The sequence below is a fragment of the Streptomyces sp. NBRC 110035 genome, from assembly GCF_000829695.1.
In the GTDB taxonomy this organism is placed as follows: domain Bacteria; phylum Actinomycetota; class Actinomycetes; order Streptomycetales; family Streptomycetaceae; genus Streptomyces.
Genome location: NZ_BBNN01000026.1, coordinates 164,015 through 179,591, shown reverse-complemented (window position 1 = coordinate 179,591; position 15,577 = coordinate 164,015). Strand labels below are relative to the sequence as shown.

General features: G+C 69.9%; 13 protein-coding genes and 3 pseudogenes. 8 read left to right on the top strand and 8 right to left on the bottom strand.

Features of this window, described 5'->3' with window-relative positions:
* Positions 1-132: 132 nt before the first annotated feature.
* Positions 133-720 (top strand): annotated as a pseudogene (locus TU30_RS16955) (transposase); the annotation flags it as partial.
* A gap of 36 nt (positions 721-756) precedes the next feature.
* Here TU30_RS16955 and TU30_RS16950 read toward each other — a convergent pair.
* Complete coding sequence (locus TU30_RS16950; RefSeq protein WP_234307885.1) at positions 757-1,929, bottom strand: ISL3 family transposase; 1,173 nt, start codon at positions 1,927-1,929, stop codon at positions 757-759.
* A gap of 14 nt (positions 1,930-1,943) precedes the next feature.
* Complete coding sequence (locus TU30_RS37305; protein WP_063837640.1) at positions 1,944-2,330, bottom strand: transposase family protein; 387 nt, start codon at positions 2,328-2,330, stop codon at positions 1,944-1,946.
* A gap of 20 nt (positions 2,331-2,350) precedes the next feature.
* Between TU30_RS37305 and TU30_RS37300 the strand changes: the two are divergent.
* Positions 2,351-2,503: pseudogene (locus TU30_RS37300) on the top strand (transposase); the annotation flags it as partial.
* Between the two features lie 12 nt (positions 2,504-2,515).
* Positions 2,516-2,680, top strand: a pseudogene (locus TU30_RS37295) (IS256 family transposase); the annotation flags it as partial.
* Positions 2,681-2,949: 269 nt separating this feature from the next.
* Here TU30_RS37295 and TU30_RS16935 read toward each other — a convergent pair.
* Entirely contained in the window at positions 2,950-5,118 is a 2,169-nt protein-coding gene (locus TU30_RS16935; RefSeq protein WP_042170722.1) for an MMPL family transporter, read from the bottom strand.
* 26 nt (positions 5,119-5,144) lie between these two features.
* Positions 5,145-5,693 carry a TetR/AcrR family transcriptional regulator gene (locus TU30_RS16930; protein ID WP_042170719.1) on the bottom strand — a complete coding sequence of 183 codons (549 nt, stop codon included), beginning with the start codon at positions 5,691-5,693 and terminating at the stop codon, positions 5,145-5,147.
* Between the two features lie 317 nt (positions 5,694-6,010).
* Between TU30_RS16930 and TU30_RS16925 the strand changes: the two genes are divergently transcribed.
* Positions 6,011-6,496 carry a hypothetical protein gene (locus TU30_RS16925; protein WP_141713824.1) on the top strand — a complete coding sequence of 162 codons (486 nt, stop codon included), beginning with the start codon at positions 6,011-6,013 and terminating at the stop codon, positions 6,494-6,496.
* Here TU30_RS16925 and TU30_RS16920 read toward each other — a convergent pair.
* Both TU30_RS16920 and TU30_RS16915 read right to left on the bottom strand, forming a co-directional pair.
* Positions 6,490-7,047 (bottom strand): hypothetical protein, encoded by a 558-nt coding sequence (locus TU30_RS16920; protein WP_042170718.1) that lies wholly within the window; start codon positions 7,045-7,047, stop codon positions 6,490-6,492. The genes TU30_RS16925 and TU30_RS16920 overlap by 7 nt on opposite strands.
* Positions 7,048-7,050: 3 nt before the next feature.
* Positions 7,051-9,168 carry a helix-turn-helix transcriptional regulator gene (locus TU30_RS16915; RefSeq protein ID WP_042170717.1) on the bottom strand — a complete coding sequence of 706 codons (2,118 nt, stop codon included), beginning with the start codon at positions 9,166-9,168 and terminating at the stop codon, positions 7,051-7,053.
* 369 nt (positions 9,169-9,537) lie between these two features.
* Between TU30_RS16915 and TU30_RS16910 the strand changes: the two genes are divergently transcribed.
* From TU30_RS16910 to TU30_RS16900, 3 genes are all read left to right on the top strand, one after another.
* Positions 9,538-9,816 carry a hypothetical protein gene (locus TU30_RS16910; protein ID WP_042170716.1) on the top strand — a complete coding sequence of 93 codons (279 nt, stop codon included), beginning with the start codon at positions 9,538-9,540 and terminating at the stop codon, positions 9,814-9,816.
* Positions 9,806-10,861, top strand: coding sequence for a polyprenyl synthetase family protein (locus TU30_RS16905; protein WP_042170712.1), 1,056 nt, complete (start codon positions 9,806-9,808; stop codon positions 10,859-10,861). The genes TU30_RS16910 and TU30_RS16905 overlap by 11 nt, the downstream gene beginning before the upstream one ends.
* Positions 10,862-10,943: 82 nt before the next feature.
* The gene (locus tag TU30_RS16900; protein ID WP_042170708.1) at positions 10,944-12,104 is read left to right on the top strand and encodes an oxygenase MpaB family protein; all 1,161 of its coding nucleotides are present in this window, start codon (positions 10,944-10,946) and stop codon (positions 12,102-12,104) included.
* A 373-nt stretch (positions 12,105-12,477) separates the two neighbouring features.
* Here TU30_RS16900 and TU30_RS16895 read toward each other — a convergent pair whose 3' ends face one another.
* The gene (locus TU30_RS16895) at positions 12,478-13,305 is read right to left on the bottom strand and encodes a restriction endonuclease (RefSeq protein ID WP_078878319.1); all 828 of its coding nucleotides are present in this window, start codon (positions 13,303-13,305) and stop codon (positions 12,478-12,480) included.
* Between the two features lie 168 nt (positions 13,306-13,473).
* Positions 13,474-13,884 carry a DUF664 domain-containing protein gene (locus tag TU30_RS36520; RefSeq protein ID WP_042170703.1) on the bottom strand — a complete coding sequence of 137 codons (411 nt, stop codon included), beginning with the start codon at positions 13,882-13,884 and terminating at the stop codon, positions 13,474-13,476.
* Between the two features lie 429 nt (positions 13,885-14,313).
* Here TU30_RS36520 and TU30_RS16885 point away from each other — a divergent pair, with 429 nt between their 5' ends.
* On the top strand, positions 14,314-15,240 hold the full coding sequence (locus tag TU30_RS16885) for a GNAT family N-acetyltransferase (protein ID WP_042170700.1): 927 nt from the start codon (positions 14,314-14,316) through the stop codon (positions 15,238-15,240).
* Positions 15,241-15,577 lie beyond the last annotated feature (337 nt).

The window sequence follows — 15,577 nt, the reverse complement described above, 5'->3', positions numbered from 1 at the left end:
CCGGTTTCGGCGGCAAGGATCTCGGCGAGCTCCAGCTCGTTCTTGTGCTCGAGGAACATGGTCCGGCCGGTCAGGGCGGCCTGCCGGGGAGTGTTCAATGATCGGCGGATCCGATGGTCAAGGAGACGCCAGATGAGCGACACCACCATCGAGCAGATACCGGGCAGTGAGGCGGCGGTGGAGGCCGTGCCGGCGAGTGACGAGCAACTGGTCGCGATGCTCGTGGACCGCGCCCGGTCCGAGGGCTTGCAGCTGACCGGGGAGCGTGGGCTGCTCCAGCTGCTGACCAAGCGGGTCCTGGAGTCCGCCCTGGAGGGCGAGATCACTGATCACCTTGGATACGAGAAGCACGACGCCGAGGGCCGGGGCAGCGGCAACTCCCGCAACGGGAGGCGTGCGAAGACAGTGTTGACCGACGTCGGCCCGGTCGAGGTCAAGGTCCCCCGGGACGCGGCCGGTTCGTTCGAGCCGCAGATCGTCAAGAAGCGGCAGCGGCGCCTGTCCGGGGTGGACGAAATGGTGCTGTCGCTGTCGGCGAAAGGGCTGACGCACGGGGAGATCTCCGCGCATCTCGCCGGGGTGTACGGCGCGGAGATCTCCAAGTCCACGATCTCCACGATCACTGACAGCGTGATGGCCGGCATGACGGAATGGCAGAACCGTCCGCTGGACTGCGTCTACCCGGTCGTCTTCATCGACTGCGTGAACGTGAAGGTCAGGGTTCTGTCGACGATCTTGTGATCCGGTGGTTGGGGCTCATCGTGTCAGCAGGACGCGTTTGCGAAGGAGACCGAGGCTGGCGCGGCCGAACATCTGGCGTTTCAGCATCTTCAGTCGGTTGATGTTGCCCTCGACGGCACCGGAGCTGTGGGGCAGGGACAGCCCGTTGCGGACAGCGTCGAAGTCGCGGCGGAGGTTGCGGGCGAAGCCCGCAAGCGGAGCCAGACTGTCCCGTTCGACGTCGGTGATCCAGTCTTCGAGGTGGTCACCGTGGCGGCCGGTCATCATCGCGGCGAACTTTCTGACGTGAAGAGTGAGCCGGCTGAGCTCGGGATCGCGCTCACGCAGCCGGTGCAGCTTGTCGGCGTCCTCGTCCCGCAGGTGCTCGGGGTGGGTCATGATCCAGGAGGTGACCTCGCGGACCGACGCAGGCTTGGGTCCTGGGTCGGGTGCGTGTCCGTGCCCGGTCCGGTAGCGCCGCAGGTGGCGCTGGACGGCCAACTCACCGCCCGGATAGCCGAGTTCTTGGATCTCTCGGTAGAGCTGGGCGACGTTTCGGATGCCTTCGTTCCAGCGCCGGTGCAGGTGGCCGACGTATGGGTCGACGATATGTGCTCGCTGCAGGCTCTTGGCGACGACATCGTCGGCGGAGCGGGCGCCCACCAGCTTGCGGACGGTGGCCTGGTGCAGTCCGAGTTTTCGGCCGATCGCCGCCTTTGACATCCCCTGTTCCCACAGCTCATGGGCGGCGGCGTGCTGCTCACGCAGCCGGGCCACGATCTTCAGTTCTTTCGGGGGCTGCACCACCTCGGGCTCCGCCGCGGGAGTGTCGTGGCTGCCGGCCCGTGCTGGAGGCGGTTCCGCCGGGCGGGAGCGATGGGCGTTGACCGTCTTCTCGACCGCCTGGCCGAGGTTGGCCCACAGGCGGTAGCGATCCGCGACCTGTTCGGCCTGCGGCGCCCCGACCCGAGCGCCCTCCCCGTAACCGCTGGAACGGTCCCGGCAAATGACCTTCACCTCCGGGTGATCGCGGAGCCAGGCAGCCAGGCCCTCCCCGTCGCGGCCGTCGTAGAGGTGCAGCGGCCGGTGGGTGGCCATGTCGATCAATACCGTGCCGTAGAGGCGGCCCTTGCGGAAGGCGAAGTCGTCGACGCCGAGGACCTCCACCTTGCCTATCTCCGGCTCGGGCAGGGCCCTGACCAGCCGCAACAGCGTGTCCCTGCCTATGGTGAGGCCGACCGCGGACGCCAGTCGGGCTCCTGCCCGGCCGGGGCCGACCCGATCCGCGTCAACACCTCGCGCAGCAGCGGGGTAGGCCGGCTGTGCGGGGTGGTCAGTCCCAAGACCTGCCCGGTGAACGTCACCGCCGTGCAGGCAGGGTTCTCGCGGCGGAAGCGGCGCACGCATAGCTCGATCACGACACCGAGCCCGCCCACGGCGACATCACGCAGTCGGCGTGCGTACCGACCGTGCACCCGGGCCGAGCTCTGACCACACCGGCACGAGCCGGTCGCCGCCCGCACCCGCGTTCTCAGCACCACCTGGTCCGACCACCACTCGACCTCCTCGATCAGCAACGCGGACAGGTAAGGAAACAGCTTCAGGAGCACATCATGAGAGCACGCGATGCATGATCGCGAACAGGCGGAGCAATGTACTCAGCCGTCCGGATCACAAGATCGTCGACAGAACCAAGATCCGGGACGGACAGGTCGCCAACCGGCCCGTCCACACGGCGGTCGCGGTCACCGCCGAGGGACACCGCGACATCCTGGGGATCTGGGCCGGCGACGGCGGCCACTTCCCCAACGAGGCCGCGGCCATGAAGTGCGTCTACATGGCGCTCATGTCGCTGGACCCCACCGGCAAGGGCCGCAAGCGGTGGACCATGCGCTGGAAGGCACCGCTCAACGCCTTCCAGATCGCCTTCGAAGGCCGGCTCACCCCGGCCAACAACTGAACCTCAACAACCAAGATCAGCCGTTAAATTGACACACCCGCAGGAGCCCGGTCCCGCCGCACCGGCCCGGGGTGTTCTTCCTGAACCTGCGGTGCGGTGGTGTGATGACGCGCCCGCCGGTCCACCGCTTCGGGCGTGCGTGCGCAGCGGCGTACGAGGCCGGGCCCATCCCTCGATGTGGTCAGAAAGGGAGAGGAAAGCGGTGGAGGACGGGACCGCTGTGCGGGTCCCGCCCTCCGGGGTGTGGTCCGGTCCGGCCGGTGCGCGGGTCAGACCGAGACGGGGGTCTCGTTTCGCGTCTCCGCGGCCAGCTGCCGGTTCAGCTTCTCACCTTCGATGTCGAGGTCGGGCAGGGCCTTGTCGACGGGCTTGGGCAGCCACCAGGCGGCACGACCGAGCAGTGACATCACCGCCGGGACCAGCGCCATGCGGACGACGAAGGCGTCGATGACCACACCGACGGCGAGGGCGAACCCGATGGACTTGATGATCGGGTCGTCCATCAGGACGAAGCCGCCGAACACGGACGTCATGATGAGCGCGGCGGCCGTGACGACGCGGGCGTTGTGGCCCATGCCGCTGACCATGGCCGCCTGCGGGTCGGCGCCGTGGACGAAGTCCTCGCGCATGCGGGAGACGAGGAAGACCTCGTAGTCCATGGCGAGGCCGAACAGGATGCCGATGAGCAGGATCGGCAGGAAGCTCACCAGCGGGCCGGGGGTGTCGACGCCCACCAGGCCGGCGAGGTGCCCCTCCTGGAAGATGGCGACGGTGATGCCGAAGGTCGCGCCCACGGTGAGAAGGAAGCCCAGGGCTGCCTTCAGCGGTACCAGGACCGACCGGAAGACCAGCATGAGCAGCAGGATGGACAGGCCCACCACCAGAAGCAGATACACCGGCAGGGCGTCGGCGAGCTTCTCCGAGACGTCGATGCCCAGAGCGGTCGCGCCGGTGAGGGCGATGTCGGCGCCCTCGATGTCCACGACCCGGTCGCGGATGTCGTGGACGGCGTCCTCGGTGGCGGCGGCGGTCGGGCCGGCCTCGGGGATGATGGTCAACAGGGCGGTGGTGCCCCGCTCGTTCAGCTGCGGCGGGGCCACGGTCAGAATGCCGTCGGTGTCCTTGATGAGGGCGGTGGCCTTCTCGGCGGCCGCCCCGGTGGACTGCGCGTCCCCACCGCTGACGACGGCGATGAGACGGCCGTTGAAGCCCTCGCCGAAGCCCTCGGACGTCAGGTCGTACGCCTCGCGTGCGGGGGAGCCCTCGGCGGCGGTGCCCGCGTCCGGCAGAGCTATGCGCATGTCCTGGGCCGGGAGGGTGAGCGCGCCCAGCCCGAGGATGCCGACGACCAGGAGCGGGACGCGCACCTTGGTGACGAGCCGGCCCCAGGCGAAACCGAAGCCCTCGGCGACGGTGCCCTCCTCGGCGGTGTACCCGCCCGCGTGACGCTGCTTGCGCGGCAGGATCTTCTTGCCGGCGAAGGCGAGGAAGGCCGGCAGCAGGGTGAGGGCGACCAGCACGGCGACGGCAACGGTGCCCGCCGCGGCCAGGCCCATCACGCTCAGGAAGGGGATGCCGACGACGGAGAGGCCGGCCAGAGCGATGACGACGGTGGCACCGGCGAAGACGACGGCGGAGCCGGCGGTGCCGGTCGCGCGGCCGGCGGCCTCCTCGGGCTGGAGGCCCTCGGCGAGGTACTGGCGGTAGCGGGAGGTGATGAAGAGCGAGTAGTCGATGCCGACAGCCAGGCCCAGCATCAAGGCCAGGACGGGAGCGGTGGAGGTCAGTTCGACGACACCGGTCAGGGAGAAGAGGCCGGCCATGCCGACCGCAACGCCGATCAGCGCGTTCAGCAGGGTCATGCCGGCGGCGACCAGCGAGCCGAAGGTGACGACCAGGACCACCGCGGCGACCAGGACGCCGAGCGCCTCGGTGGAACCGATCTCCACCTCACCGCCCATGACCTCGCCGCCGTGCTCGACCCGCAGGCCCTCGACGTCGGCGCCGACGGCCTCGTAGGCCGACTTCTGCTTGTCGGTGACCTCGTCGGCGGCCTTGTCGAACTGCACCTGGATCAGGGCGTAGCGGCCGTCCTGGGAGACGGAGCCGGTCCGGAACGGGTCCATGGCGGCGGTGACGCCGTCGGTCTCGGAGGCTTCCTTCACCACGAGTGCCACCGCGGCGGGGTCCAGTTCCTCGCCCTCGGGCGCGGCGACGACGATGGTGCCGGTGGCTCCGCCGGCCTGCGGGAACTGCCGGTCGAGGTCGTCCAGCGCCCGCTGGGACTCGGTGCCCGGCATGGAGAACTTGTCGCTGGTCGGGCCCATCAGGGTGGCGGCTCCGACACCCAGCAGAATCAGCAGGAGCAGCCAGACCGCGGCTATTCGGCCTCTTCTGCGGAAGGAGAACCGCCCGAGCCGGTACAGCAAGGTCGCCATGGAGGAAGGGTCTTTCCGTTAGGGGGTCAACTGAGGGTGTGGTCAAGCGTCCGCAGCGCGCTGCGGATCATTTCGGCGCGCAGCACCTCGTCCGGCGCCACCTCGTCATCGGTGGCACTGGTGATGAAGACGGCGCCCAGCACCATCCACGCCGCCACCCGGGCCGGTGCCTGCCGCGAGCGGCCGGCCAGTGCGTCCAGCAGTCCGTCCGCCAGCTCCATGACGTTGAGGTCCTGGTGGCAGGACATCTCGGCTATGTCCTCGAAGAGAAGCCGGATCTCGCGGCGGAACCGCAGCGTCAGGTCCACGTATCCGACGACGGTCTCCTCCACCAGCCGGCCGCCCTCCAGCCCGGCCACGCGGTCGAGCAGCGCGGCGAGGGCGTCCTGGGCCGGGGTCAGCAGCTCGGTGAGGATCTTTTCCTTGCTGGCGAAGTGGTAGAGGAGTGACGCCTTCGAGCAGCCCGCGTCGGAGGCGATGTCCTGCAACGAGGTGCCGCGGAAGCCGTGCACGGCGAACAGTCGCAGTGCCGACTCCAGGATCTGGCCGCGCATGGCAGAGGTGGAGCGTGCCATGCCCCCACCATAACTGTCCGATCGGTCAGAACTGACCGATCGGACAGCGTGCTGTTGTGGCTTGCATCACTCTTCCCGCCCAGGGCCTGTACGGGGCGCACGGGACCGGATTCACCGGCTCGCGCACGGAAGCGCCGCCCCTTGGGGAGTGAGCCTCAGCCAACCTGAACGTGCAGGTCAAGGGGCTGGTGCGACCGGCTCTCGGGACGCTGGTACTACTCGTGGGCAGCTGCCTGAGGCGTAGGTCGTCCGTCAGCGCTCGCGTGGATGCGGGGAACCAATCCCGTCGGAGACATGACGCCGACATGATGTCCGTCATGAAGTTGGTGAAGCGGCTCGGGGGCCTTCTGCTCGTCAGTACTGTGGTTCTTGGCTATTCGCTGCTGTCATGGCGTGGCCCTTGGCGGTTGGACGGAAGCCATCTGTGCACGCGGGGTCTCGAGCCGGCAGACGGCGTGGTCATCACCGGCTCCCGCACCACGCCGGCTGCTCTGGGGGCCGGTGTCCTAGCAGCGGTCGGCCTGTACTACACGCATCGAACGCTGCAGCACACACGGGACAAAGACCGAGTGCGAGCCGAGATCGAACGAGAAGGACAGGTCACCGATCGCTACGTGGAAGCGATCAAACTGCTGGGGTCCGACAACCGCACCGAACGGCTCGGCGGGATCTATGCCCTGCAGCGCATCATGCACGACTCCGCGAAGGACCACACGACGATCGTGAGCGTCCTTGCCGCCTACATACGGACCTACCAGGCCGCGGCAAATGACCAGTTGACGGACTCTGCCGGAATTCAGTAGTCCAGGTCCATATAGTCGATGTCGTTGATTTCGACGTCCGAAAGTTCCCTGGCGCGTCCTCCGCCGTCCTGGAAATAGACGTCCTTGAGCCCTTCGGCGATGATCCCGCGCATCTCCTGGTCGCCGGCCCCGGCGGCGTGGGCGTCGAACAGCCGCTGTGCGTACGCCGGAGGAAGGTGCACGGTGAGTCGCCGGAACCGTCCGTCGTCGGTCGTGCCGACCGGCGCGGTGTACCCGAACCGGGCCCTCGTCTCCACCGTGATCCCGCCCGTGGCGGCGGCCTGCCGCTGCCGACGCTTGCGCACCTGGGGCTGCCACCGCTGCCGTACCGCGTCGTCGATCTTCGCTGCGACGTCGGCGCGGGCGTGCTTGCGCGCGCCGCGCCGGTAGCGGTTCACGGAGTCGGCGGTGACACCGATCTCCTGCGCGACGGCCTTCGCACTGCCCATCTGCCTGAGCAGGTAACGGATCTGGCCCTTGAGCGACTTCGGTGGCTGGCGGGTGAAGCCCTCCCGGCCGGCCCGCTCGATGGCGTCCTCGATCTCCCCCACCGGTCACTCCCCTTCGTCCAGGACGGCGTCGCCGCCCTTGATGTGGCGGGCCGGGTTGAGGCCCTGCTCCATCAGGCCGACCGCCCACAGCATCGACTGGACGCCCTCCAGCTTCACCAGGCCCGGCGAGGGCCCGAGGCGAAAGCCCCCCGGCTGCGGCTTGCCGGATGCGGCGTACGGCAGGAAGTCGAGCGGGCTCTCCCCCGGCGAGGGGTAGACGACGCAGTCGGACAGCACGGCGAGCGGATACAGGCCCGTCATCGCCGCCATGTTGCGCAGCTTGCGGTGCATGTTGATCCGCGCCTTGGAGATGACGGCGGCGCGGATGTCCGGGCGCCAGGTCGGCCGCTGAAGGGCCGGCCACCGCTCGCCCTCCTTGTAGTGGCGGCCCTGCGGGCGCTCGCGCAGTTTGCCCACGCCGCCCTTGACCGTGGCCTTGACCGCGGCGAGCACGGCGGTCAGGACCGGGTCGACGTCCTTGTGCCGCTCCATCGCCGCGAGGAACTCCGCGTCCGGCAGGTCCCGGGTGACGCCGAGGTCGGCGAGCGTGTCGACGTACGCCGTCCTGAGCCGGTCGTGCCACGGGTCGAGGTACGCGCCGGTCTCCCGGCGCAGGTACGCCTCGATCGGATGCACGTTGAAGCCGAGTTCCTGGGCGTAGGCGACGGTGTGCGTCTGGTACCAGGCAGGGCCGGTCGGACGCTCGCCGTCCGGCGTGAACGGCGACGGCAGGCGCGGGTCCGGCTCGATGTGGGACAGGTCCACCAGCCAGGAGCCGGGGATCTTCGGGTTGAACGTCGGAGCACGGAAGTGGTCCGGGGCGGACAGGCCGACGACCAGGCGGGCCGCGGCGGCGAGGAACGCGGTGTTCAGGTCCAGGCCGATCGCGTACGGCAGTGTGCACTCCTCATCGGTGAGCAGGTCCACCGACCGCACCCACTGGTACGCCTCTTCGTTGAGGAACCCACCGGTCCAGCCGGACCGGACGACCACGGGGTGCTCGGGAGTGGCCTCCGGGGGCGCCGGGTCCATCGGCTCCGTCCCGAGGCTCCCCGGGTTGCGGCCGGGCACCCAGTTCCCCGTCGCCGGGTCCCGCACGGCCTTCGTGGGCGGGCGCAGCGCCGTCATCAGCTCCAGGCCCGAGACGGCCGTGCTGCCGCGCGGGGTGATGACCCGGGTCGCGTAGACGCCGAGGACGCGGGCGATGTCGGCCGGTTCCATGTCAGCGACGCCGGGCCAGGACCGCTCGTCGAGGGCGTCCCAGGACAGGACCGCGAGCTGCACGCACTGCCGCTCGCGTCCCTGGGCCTTGCGGTAGATCCGCGCCCACGGGCCGAACCCGCGCTGCGTGAGCTGCCACTTCGCCTTCGCGACCTGCTTGACCACAGGATGACCGTCGGGCAGGCGCAGGGAGCGGCGCTGCTCGTGGCCCTCCAGGCGTTCCGGCAGCCCGAGCTTCACGGCGGCCGTGGCGGTGAGCACGATCAGCGGGTCGGAGTCCTTTCCGTAGCGGTTCAGCTTCGTGGCACCGAGGCCGGACTCCTTGAGGGCCCACTCCACCAGCTCCGGCACGGTGGCCGCCGGGCAGGCGAGCACGATGCCGCCGACGCCGTATGCGGAGCCGTCGCCGTCCAGCACCGCGAGCGGGCCGTGCGGGAAACCCGGGTCGACGGCGGTCTTCACGGTCTTCTTCGCTGCCGGACGACGCGACGGCATCGCCGGGCTCCCGGCCGGCCGGGCGGGGTGCCCGGGGGGAGCCTGGGCGGCGGGACCCTCCACCGACACGGTGGTCTCCGTCTCCGGATCGGGCATGGCGCGGCCGGTGAACGCGACCGGTGTCCCCGGTTGCGGCATGGCGGCCGGGGCAGCGTGGGCAGGGTACTTCGCCGCCCAGCCGTTCAGCAGTCGCTGGTATGCCTCCAGGCGGGGCGACTTCGGCTCGGAGCGGCCGTTCTCGTAGTTCTTCACCGTCTGCGTCGTGGTCTTCAGTGCGGTCGCGAGGCGGGCCTGGCTGATCCCGGCGGCCTCGCGGAGCCGGGCACGTTCCGCCGGGGGCGGGAGCTGCGGCTCCTCCTCCAGCAGCGCGTCCACTGACTCGAACAGCTCTTCCTCGGTGGCCATGCGGATCTCCCTTCGCCCCGCAATTCTAGCAGCCCTTATCCCTTTATTTATCCTGCACATTTACCCGATCAGATTTTTTGTCGGGTGGAGGGGCGCCTCGGGCGGCATCCGCAGGTGCCCCGTGCCGGTGAAGGCTGGTCCTCGCCGCGGAAGCTCGACGGTCGGCGAGTGCGTGCCATCGGCATTCGAGTGGTACGGAAGGGCGAAGTGCGGCTACGGGTGCGGGCTGCAGGCAGCGGTAATCCGCACAGCCAAGCGATGCGATCACTCGATCGTGAGTTGTGGCGCTCTCGCGCCCGGTCCGACCCGATGCTCGGAAGAACGGCGCGTGACCGACGCCGCCGGCATGTCCTGTGGGTGAGGGAGACCATGACGCGAGAAGTGGGACGGCGAGACGGCCTGGACGGGCAGGCGGTGCTGCTGATGGCCGGGTTGGCCGATCTTGCGGTGAGCACGCTGGGTTCTGCCCTGGGGGCGGTGCGGGGCCTGTTACGCCGCTCGGACACCGCAGAGCTCGCGGCGGAGGCCGAGAACGAGCTGGTGGCACGTGGACGCCTGGCGCTGGACCGGTACGCAGCCCTGCCCCCGGCCCATCTGGAGATCCTCGCCCGTCACGCCCTGGCCCGGAAGGCTGCCGATGATGTATGACGGGTGGGCGCCGGCAGCGTTCAAGACCCGCATCGACGAGGTACTGCACCGGTTCGTCGCGCAGGAGGCCGACCGGTTCGCGGCGATCGACCCGCTCCTGGGCCCGGTGGCCGAGCAGTTGGAGGCGGCCGTCGCGGACGGCAAACGGCTGCGGGCGGCGTTCTGCTACTGGGGCTGGCGTGCGGTGGGACAGCCGGACAGCGACGCGCTCGTGCGGGCAGCGGCCTCCATGGAGCTGGTGCACGCCGCCGCTGTCGTGCACGACGACCTCATCGACGACAGTCCGCTGCGGCACGGGCGCCCTACCGCGCACATCGCCCTGCGTGGTGCCGTACGCCGTCGCCCCCGTGCCGACGCCGCCGCGCGGTCGCTCGCGATGCTGGTGGGAGACCTGCTGATGGCGCTGGCCGGGCAGTTGTTCGCCGGCAGCGGCCTGCCTGCCGCATACCTGGCCCGGGCCCGCTCCCTGTGGTCGGTGATGGCCCGCGAGCTGATCGCCGGCGAGTGCCTGGAAATTCTGCGCACCGGAGCCGGTCCGGACACGGCCGCGTCACTGAAGGTGGTCCGTTACAAGACCGCCAAGTACACCGTTGAGCAGCCCATGTTGATCGGCGGCGCCCTGGCCGGGGCGGGCCCGCGACTGCGCGAGGGCTACTCCGCGTACGGTCTGCCGCTGGGTGAGGCGTTCCAGCTTCGGGACGACCTGCTCGGTCTGTTCGGAGACCCGGAACGCACCGGCAAGGCCAACACCGACGACGTGCGCGGCAACCGGCCCACGGCTCTGCTGGCAGAGACCTGGCGCCTCGCCGACGACGAGGACCGCGAACGGCTGCGCGCCCTGCTGGGCCGGCGCCGCCCGGACGCGGATGCCCTGGATGCGGTGCGCGAGGTGACGCGCCGGCTGAAGGCACCCGACCGCATCGAGGACATGATCGGCGCACGCGTCCAGGAGGCACTCGGCGCTCTCGACGAGCTGGACGTGCCAGCGCACGCCGCGAGCGCCCTGACCGCACTGGCGCGGTCCGCCGCGGACCGCCTGTCCTGAACTTTTGCCACCCGGTGGGCACAGCCGGCCGTCGGCCCTCCCGCCGGTCGTCAACGGTACCGAGGAAACAAGGAGCCCTGCCATGACCTACACCGAGGCATCCATGGACGCCCTACGGCACACCGGCGACGAACTCGCCGACGCCACGGTCGCCGCGCTCTTCGAAAGCGGCCAGGTGGGCACGTTCAACACCCTGATGCGCTACGTCTCCACCGTGGGCGCTCCCCTGCCGGACGGACTGCCCGACATCGCCCGGGAGTACCTGGAGTCCACCCGTGTCCCGCCGTCCTGGGTGGACTGGGCGGAAATGGAAAAGGCACGGCTGTTCTTCATCGACAACAACGTGCACATCTCCACCGCGCTGTCCTTCGCCTCGATGCCCGCCTGCTACGTCGTGCCGCACGTGGCGAAACTGCTGTCGGCCACCCACGGGCTGAAGTACCCGTCCAAACGGATGGCGGAGACCGGTCAGTTCACCGTCTACCTGATGCAGCCCGACGCCTTCGAGGCCGGCAGCCGCTTCATCCCCGCCGCCCAGAAGGTCCGCCTCCTGCATGCCTCCATCCGCCACCACCTCAAGCGCGCGAACCAGTGGGACACCACCGCGCTGGGAACGCCGATCTGCCAGGAGGACATGGTAGGCGGGCAGATGTTCTTCTCTCTGCTCGTCCTGGACAGTCTGAACCGCCTCGGCATCCACATGTCACAGGAAGGCGCCGAAGCCTACTACTACGCCTGGCGGGTGGTCGGTGCCATGCTCGGCGTCGACCAGGACGCCGTCCCCGAGACCCTGGAGGAGGCCCGCGCCTTCCTCGACCTGTACATGATCCGGCACATGGGACCCTCCGAGGAGGGCGCGCACCTGACCCGGCAACTCATCGACCTCTACGAGGAAGTGGTGCCCGGCGCCTTCTTCGACCCGATCGTCTCCGCCCTCATCCGCTACCTCGTCGGCGACACCTGCGCCGACTGGCTCCACGTGCCGCAGACCCCGTGGGACACCGTCGTCAAGGCCCTGCCCCACCTCCTCGGCGTTCTCGAAACCATCGAAGACCGCTCCCCGCTCGGTGCCTGGGCCCTGGACCGTCTCGGCCACCTCACCACCGTCTTGGAGCTCTCCTCCCTCACTCGGGGACGCGTCATGCACTACGCCATCCCCGAACAGCTCAAGAAGGACTACGACATCTCCAGCACGGTGCCCCGCACCCGCCGATGGACCCCGCCGGCCGCCACGGTGTCCTGATCACACAGCACTCACGCCTCGGTGGCACCCACGTGAGGTCCGGTGACACGGAACAGCAGGCCCCGACACACAGCTCACAGCTCACAGCTCTGTGTACCGTCCGAGGATCTGGTCCCCCTCTCGGACGATCTGGTCCGGTTCGTTTCCTGTCTCAGGTGGCCTGGTCGTCCCTTGCCGACGAATCCCGAGCGGGGTCACCGGAGCAACGTGGAAGTGTGCGGGCCCTCTGGACCGATGCAGAACATGGTCGAGCGCCGACCGGCCCGCGGGTCCCCGGGTGGCCTTGCCGAGAGGACCCAGGTCCCCTGATCGGCCGGTACTGATGAGTCCCCCCACAGCGCCCGTCCGCCCGTCCTCACCCGCCTCACCCGCCTCACCCGGCCACGAACTCCGGCTCCCACGGCCGCGGCCCCACGCCGTGCTGCCAGCGCAGGAGTTCTTGACCGTCCATGCACACAATGCCGCACTGCTCGGCGTACTCGATCGCGGGAGCGGTGAAGTCGCTGGTGGTGACCACGACGGCGACATCGGCCCCGTGAACGGTGAAACACGTGCCGCCGAACCGCTGCATGTCCTGGGAACCGACTCGGTTGGCGTCGCAGTACCGCTTGCACTGGACGACGACCAGGCGCCCGTCCGGCGTCCTCGCCAAGACGTCGGCGCCCAGGTCGCCGGCCCCGCCCACGACGTCCACGTCGAGGCAGCCGTCGCGTCGGCACAGCTCGGCTATCGCCTGCTCGAACTCGGCGGGGTCCAGCTCCTCGTAGCCGACCTCCCCGGGGTCCGCGGACGCCTCGTTCACGGGCTCAGGGAGCGGGATGGTCCGTTCCGCGTCGGGGCGACCCCCACGGGGACCGGTCCGTGCTGGTACGAGGTCGGCGGCAGGAGCCGGTGGAGCGGTGTCGAGGGCTTCGACCGCCGTGTTCGTGGCCTCGTCCAGGGCTTCCGCGGCGTGGCGCGCGAGCCTCGCCGCCGATATCCGGCGCCTTCTGCGGCAGAAGGCCACGACACCGCCGACGCCCACGAGGACGAGCGCGACAGCCCAGGCAGGACGGCGTTCGGCGGCGGCCGCCGCAGTACGGACAGCCGTGCCCACCAACACCAGGACGACGGCGAGAAGGACGAAGTACAAAGCCGTCGACCGCAGTTCGAACCGGCGGGAGCGGCGCACGGAACGCGAAGCACGTGCGGGTACAGCCATGGTGTTACTTCCCCTCCAAGGGCGACAACGAAGATCAAGGCGCGTCTGCCCAGGTACGGAAGGTTCTATCGAGCCGGTGCGATCACCCGTGTCGCCGAGCATCCGACCGACTTCAATGTCCGGAGGGCCGCCCTGCCTGGTTTTGTCGACGGAATCCGGCACCACGTGTCACTCAGTGCCCTTGGGCAATGAGGCCGGTCGGCCACGAGTCTGCGACCTGGGCGGACTTGACTGGTGGACACGCAGGGCCGTTGGCGGAGCGGTGATGACACTCGTCGCACGGTGATCTCCGGTGAAACCGTCGACGGACTCGCGCGGCATGCCCGCCCGGCTCGCGTGCCGAACGGCTCCCTCGAGCATGTGCGTCAGTGCCCGGCGCAGTGAAACGGTGACGCCGTCGAAGAACGCGCATGCGTTGCCGGCGGCGTCGACGTCGAGGCTCTCGATCGCTTCGTCCCGGCCCGGGAGACCGTTCTGGACGGCACGCCTCAACAAACGGCGCACGGCATCAGTGACCACGACGCCTTCGCCGTCGGCCCGACCTGCGGGGGCAGCCGTCTCGATCACAGCCGAGAGCATCGCGACACGCTACGGCGGCCGGGACGAACCGCTGTCCCACCGCACCGGCCCGCTCCGCACACTGCGTGCAGCAGCAGGGGGACCGCACCTGTCGACGGTTGTGGCCGGACAGCAACCGATCTGCGGGGGTCGCCGACGGGTGGGGCATTCTTCGCTGACGCGCTGCACGTCGGCCGCGACCCCTCGCCGGCTCGCCAGGCCCGCCCCGCGTCTTCCGGTTTCCTGTTCGGCCCCGGCGGTCCATCCGACCCTCTGATCCCGGTTCGTTCCTGGGACAGCGGGACGGCCGTTGCCCACGGAGCACCCGGCGTGCCCCGCCCGCTGACGCCCCGCGGTCCGCGGGACCGGGCGGCCGCGCCCTCCCCGGATGCGGTCGCCAGCCGGAAAAGCCGTTGCGGCCCGCGCCCCTCTCCCGGACCCTAGGCTGTCATGCACTACTCCCTGCGGCCCGCCGCGCTCACGGACGCGCCCGCCATCACCGAACTGCTCAACAAGGTCGACGAGATCGAGATCGGCCGGCCCGAGACCGACCTGCACACTGTCCAGGCCGACCTGAAACATCCCGAGACCGATCTGGAGCGCGACTCGTGGCTCGTGTGGGACGGGGACGAGCTGGTGGCCTACGGCCTGCTGTGGGACGAGTCCGGCGGCGACCGCATCGACATCGACCACTACGTGCTGCCCGACCATCAGCGGCCCGGCGCGCACCTGCTGGAGGTGATGGAGGCCAGAGCGCTGGAGAAGGCAGGGAAGAACGGCGCCGAGCGAGCCGTGGTCCACCTCCACCTCAACGTGGCGCCCACCCTCGACACGCAGCTGCTGCTGACACGGGGCTGGCAGGTCGTACGGCGATATCACGTGAAGCACCGCCCGCTGGACCCCGCGCTGGACGTGGTGCCCGAGGCACCCGCCGGTGTGCGGATACGGAACTGCGGCGCCGAGGAGGACCGGGTCCGCGTCCACGCACTCCACCAGGCTTCCTTCGCCGACCACTTCGACTTCCAGCCGCGCACGTACGACCAGTGGCTGCACGACATCGACGCCGACGCGCTGGACTGGTCCCTGGTGTGGATCGTCTCCACCGACGAGCTGGGGGACGCCGGATTCCTGCTGGCGCGCAACGACCGGGAGGCCTTGGGGTGGATCCCCAGCCTCGGCGTGCTGTCAGGGGCCCGCGGCCTGGGCCTCGGCGGTTTCCTGCTCCGGCACGCCTTCGCGGCCTTCGCGGCACGGGGCCGGGACACCATCGGGCTCGGGGTGGACACCGCGAACACCACCGGGGCTCCCCGGTTGTACGACCGCCACGGGATGACGACCCATTTCGCCGTCGACACCTGGGAGACCGTCCTGCGCTGAGACCGCCGCCGCCCCCGCACCCCGCCGGGTCGGCGGGACGGAGGGACGGGGGACGGGGGACGGAGGGGGACGTCTGGTCGGAGCTTTGAGGAGGCCTCGTCCGTAGCGGGCCGGGTACGCGGTCCGATGCCGCAGCGCGCCCCGTCGCACTCCGGTTCCCGATGCTGCAGTCCCTCCACGGCGAAGCCCGTGGTGGTGGCCGCCGCGCAGGACGCCGGATTGTTGGCGCGGTGGCCCGCATACGGCCGGAACAGCTCGGCGCCGTCCAGCAAGACGAAGGCGGTAACCGGGGACCGATGCGTTTCCCGGGCCGTGGGCCGGTGCTCCGCGGTCTCCC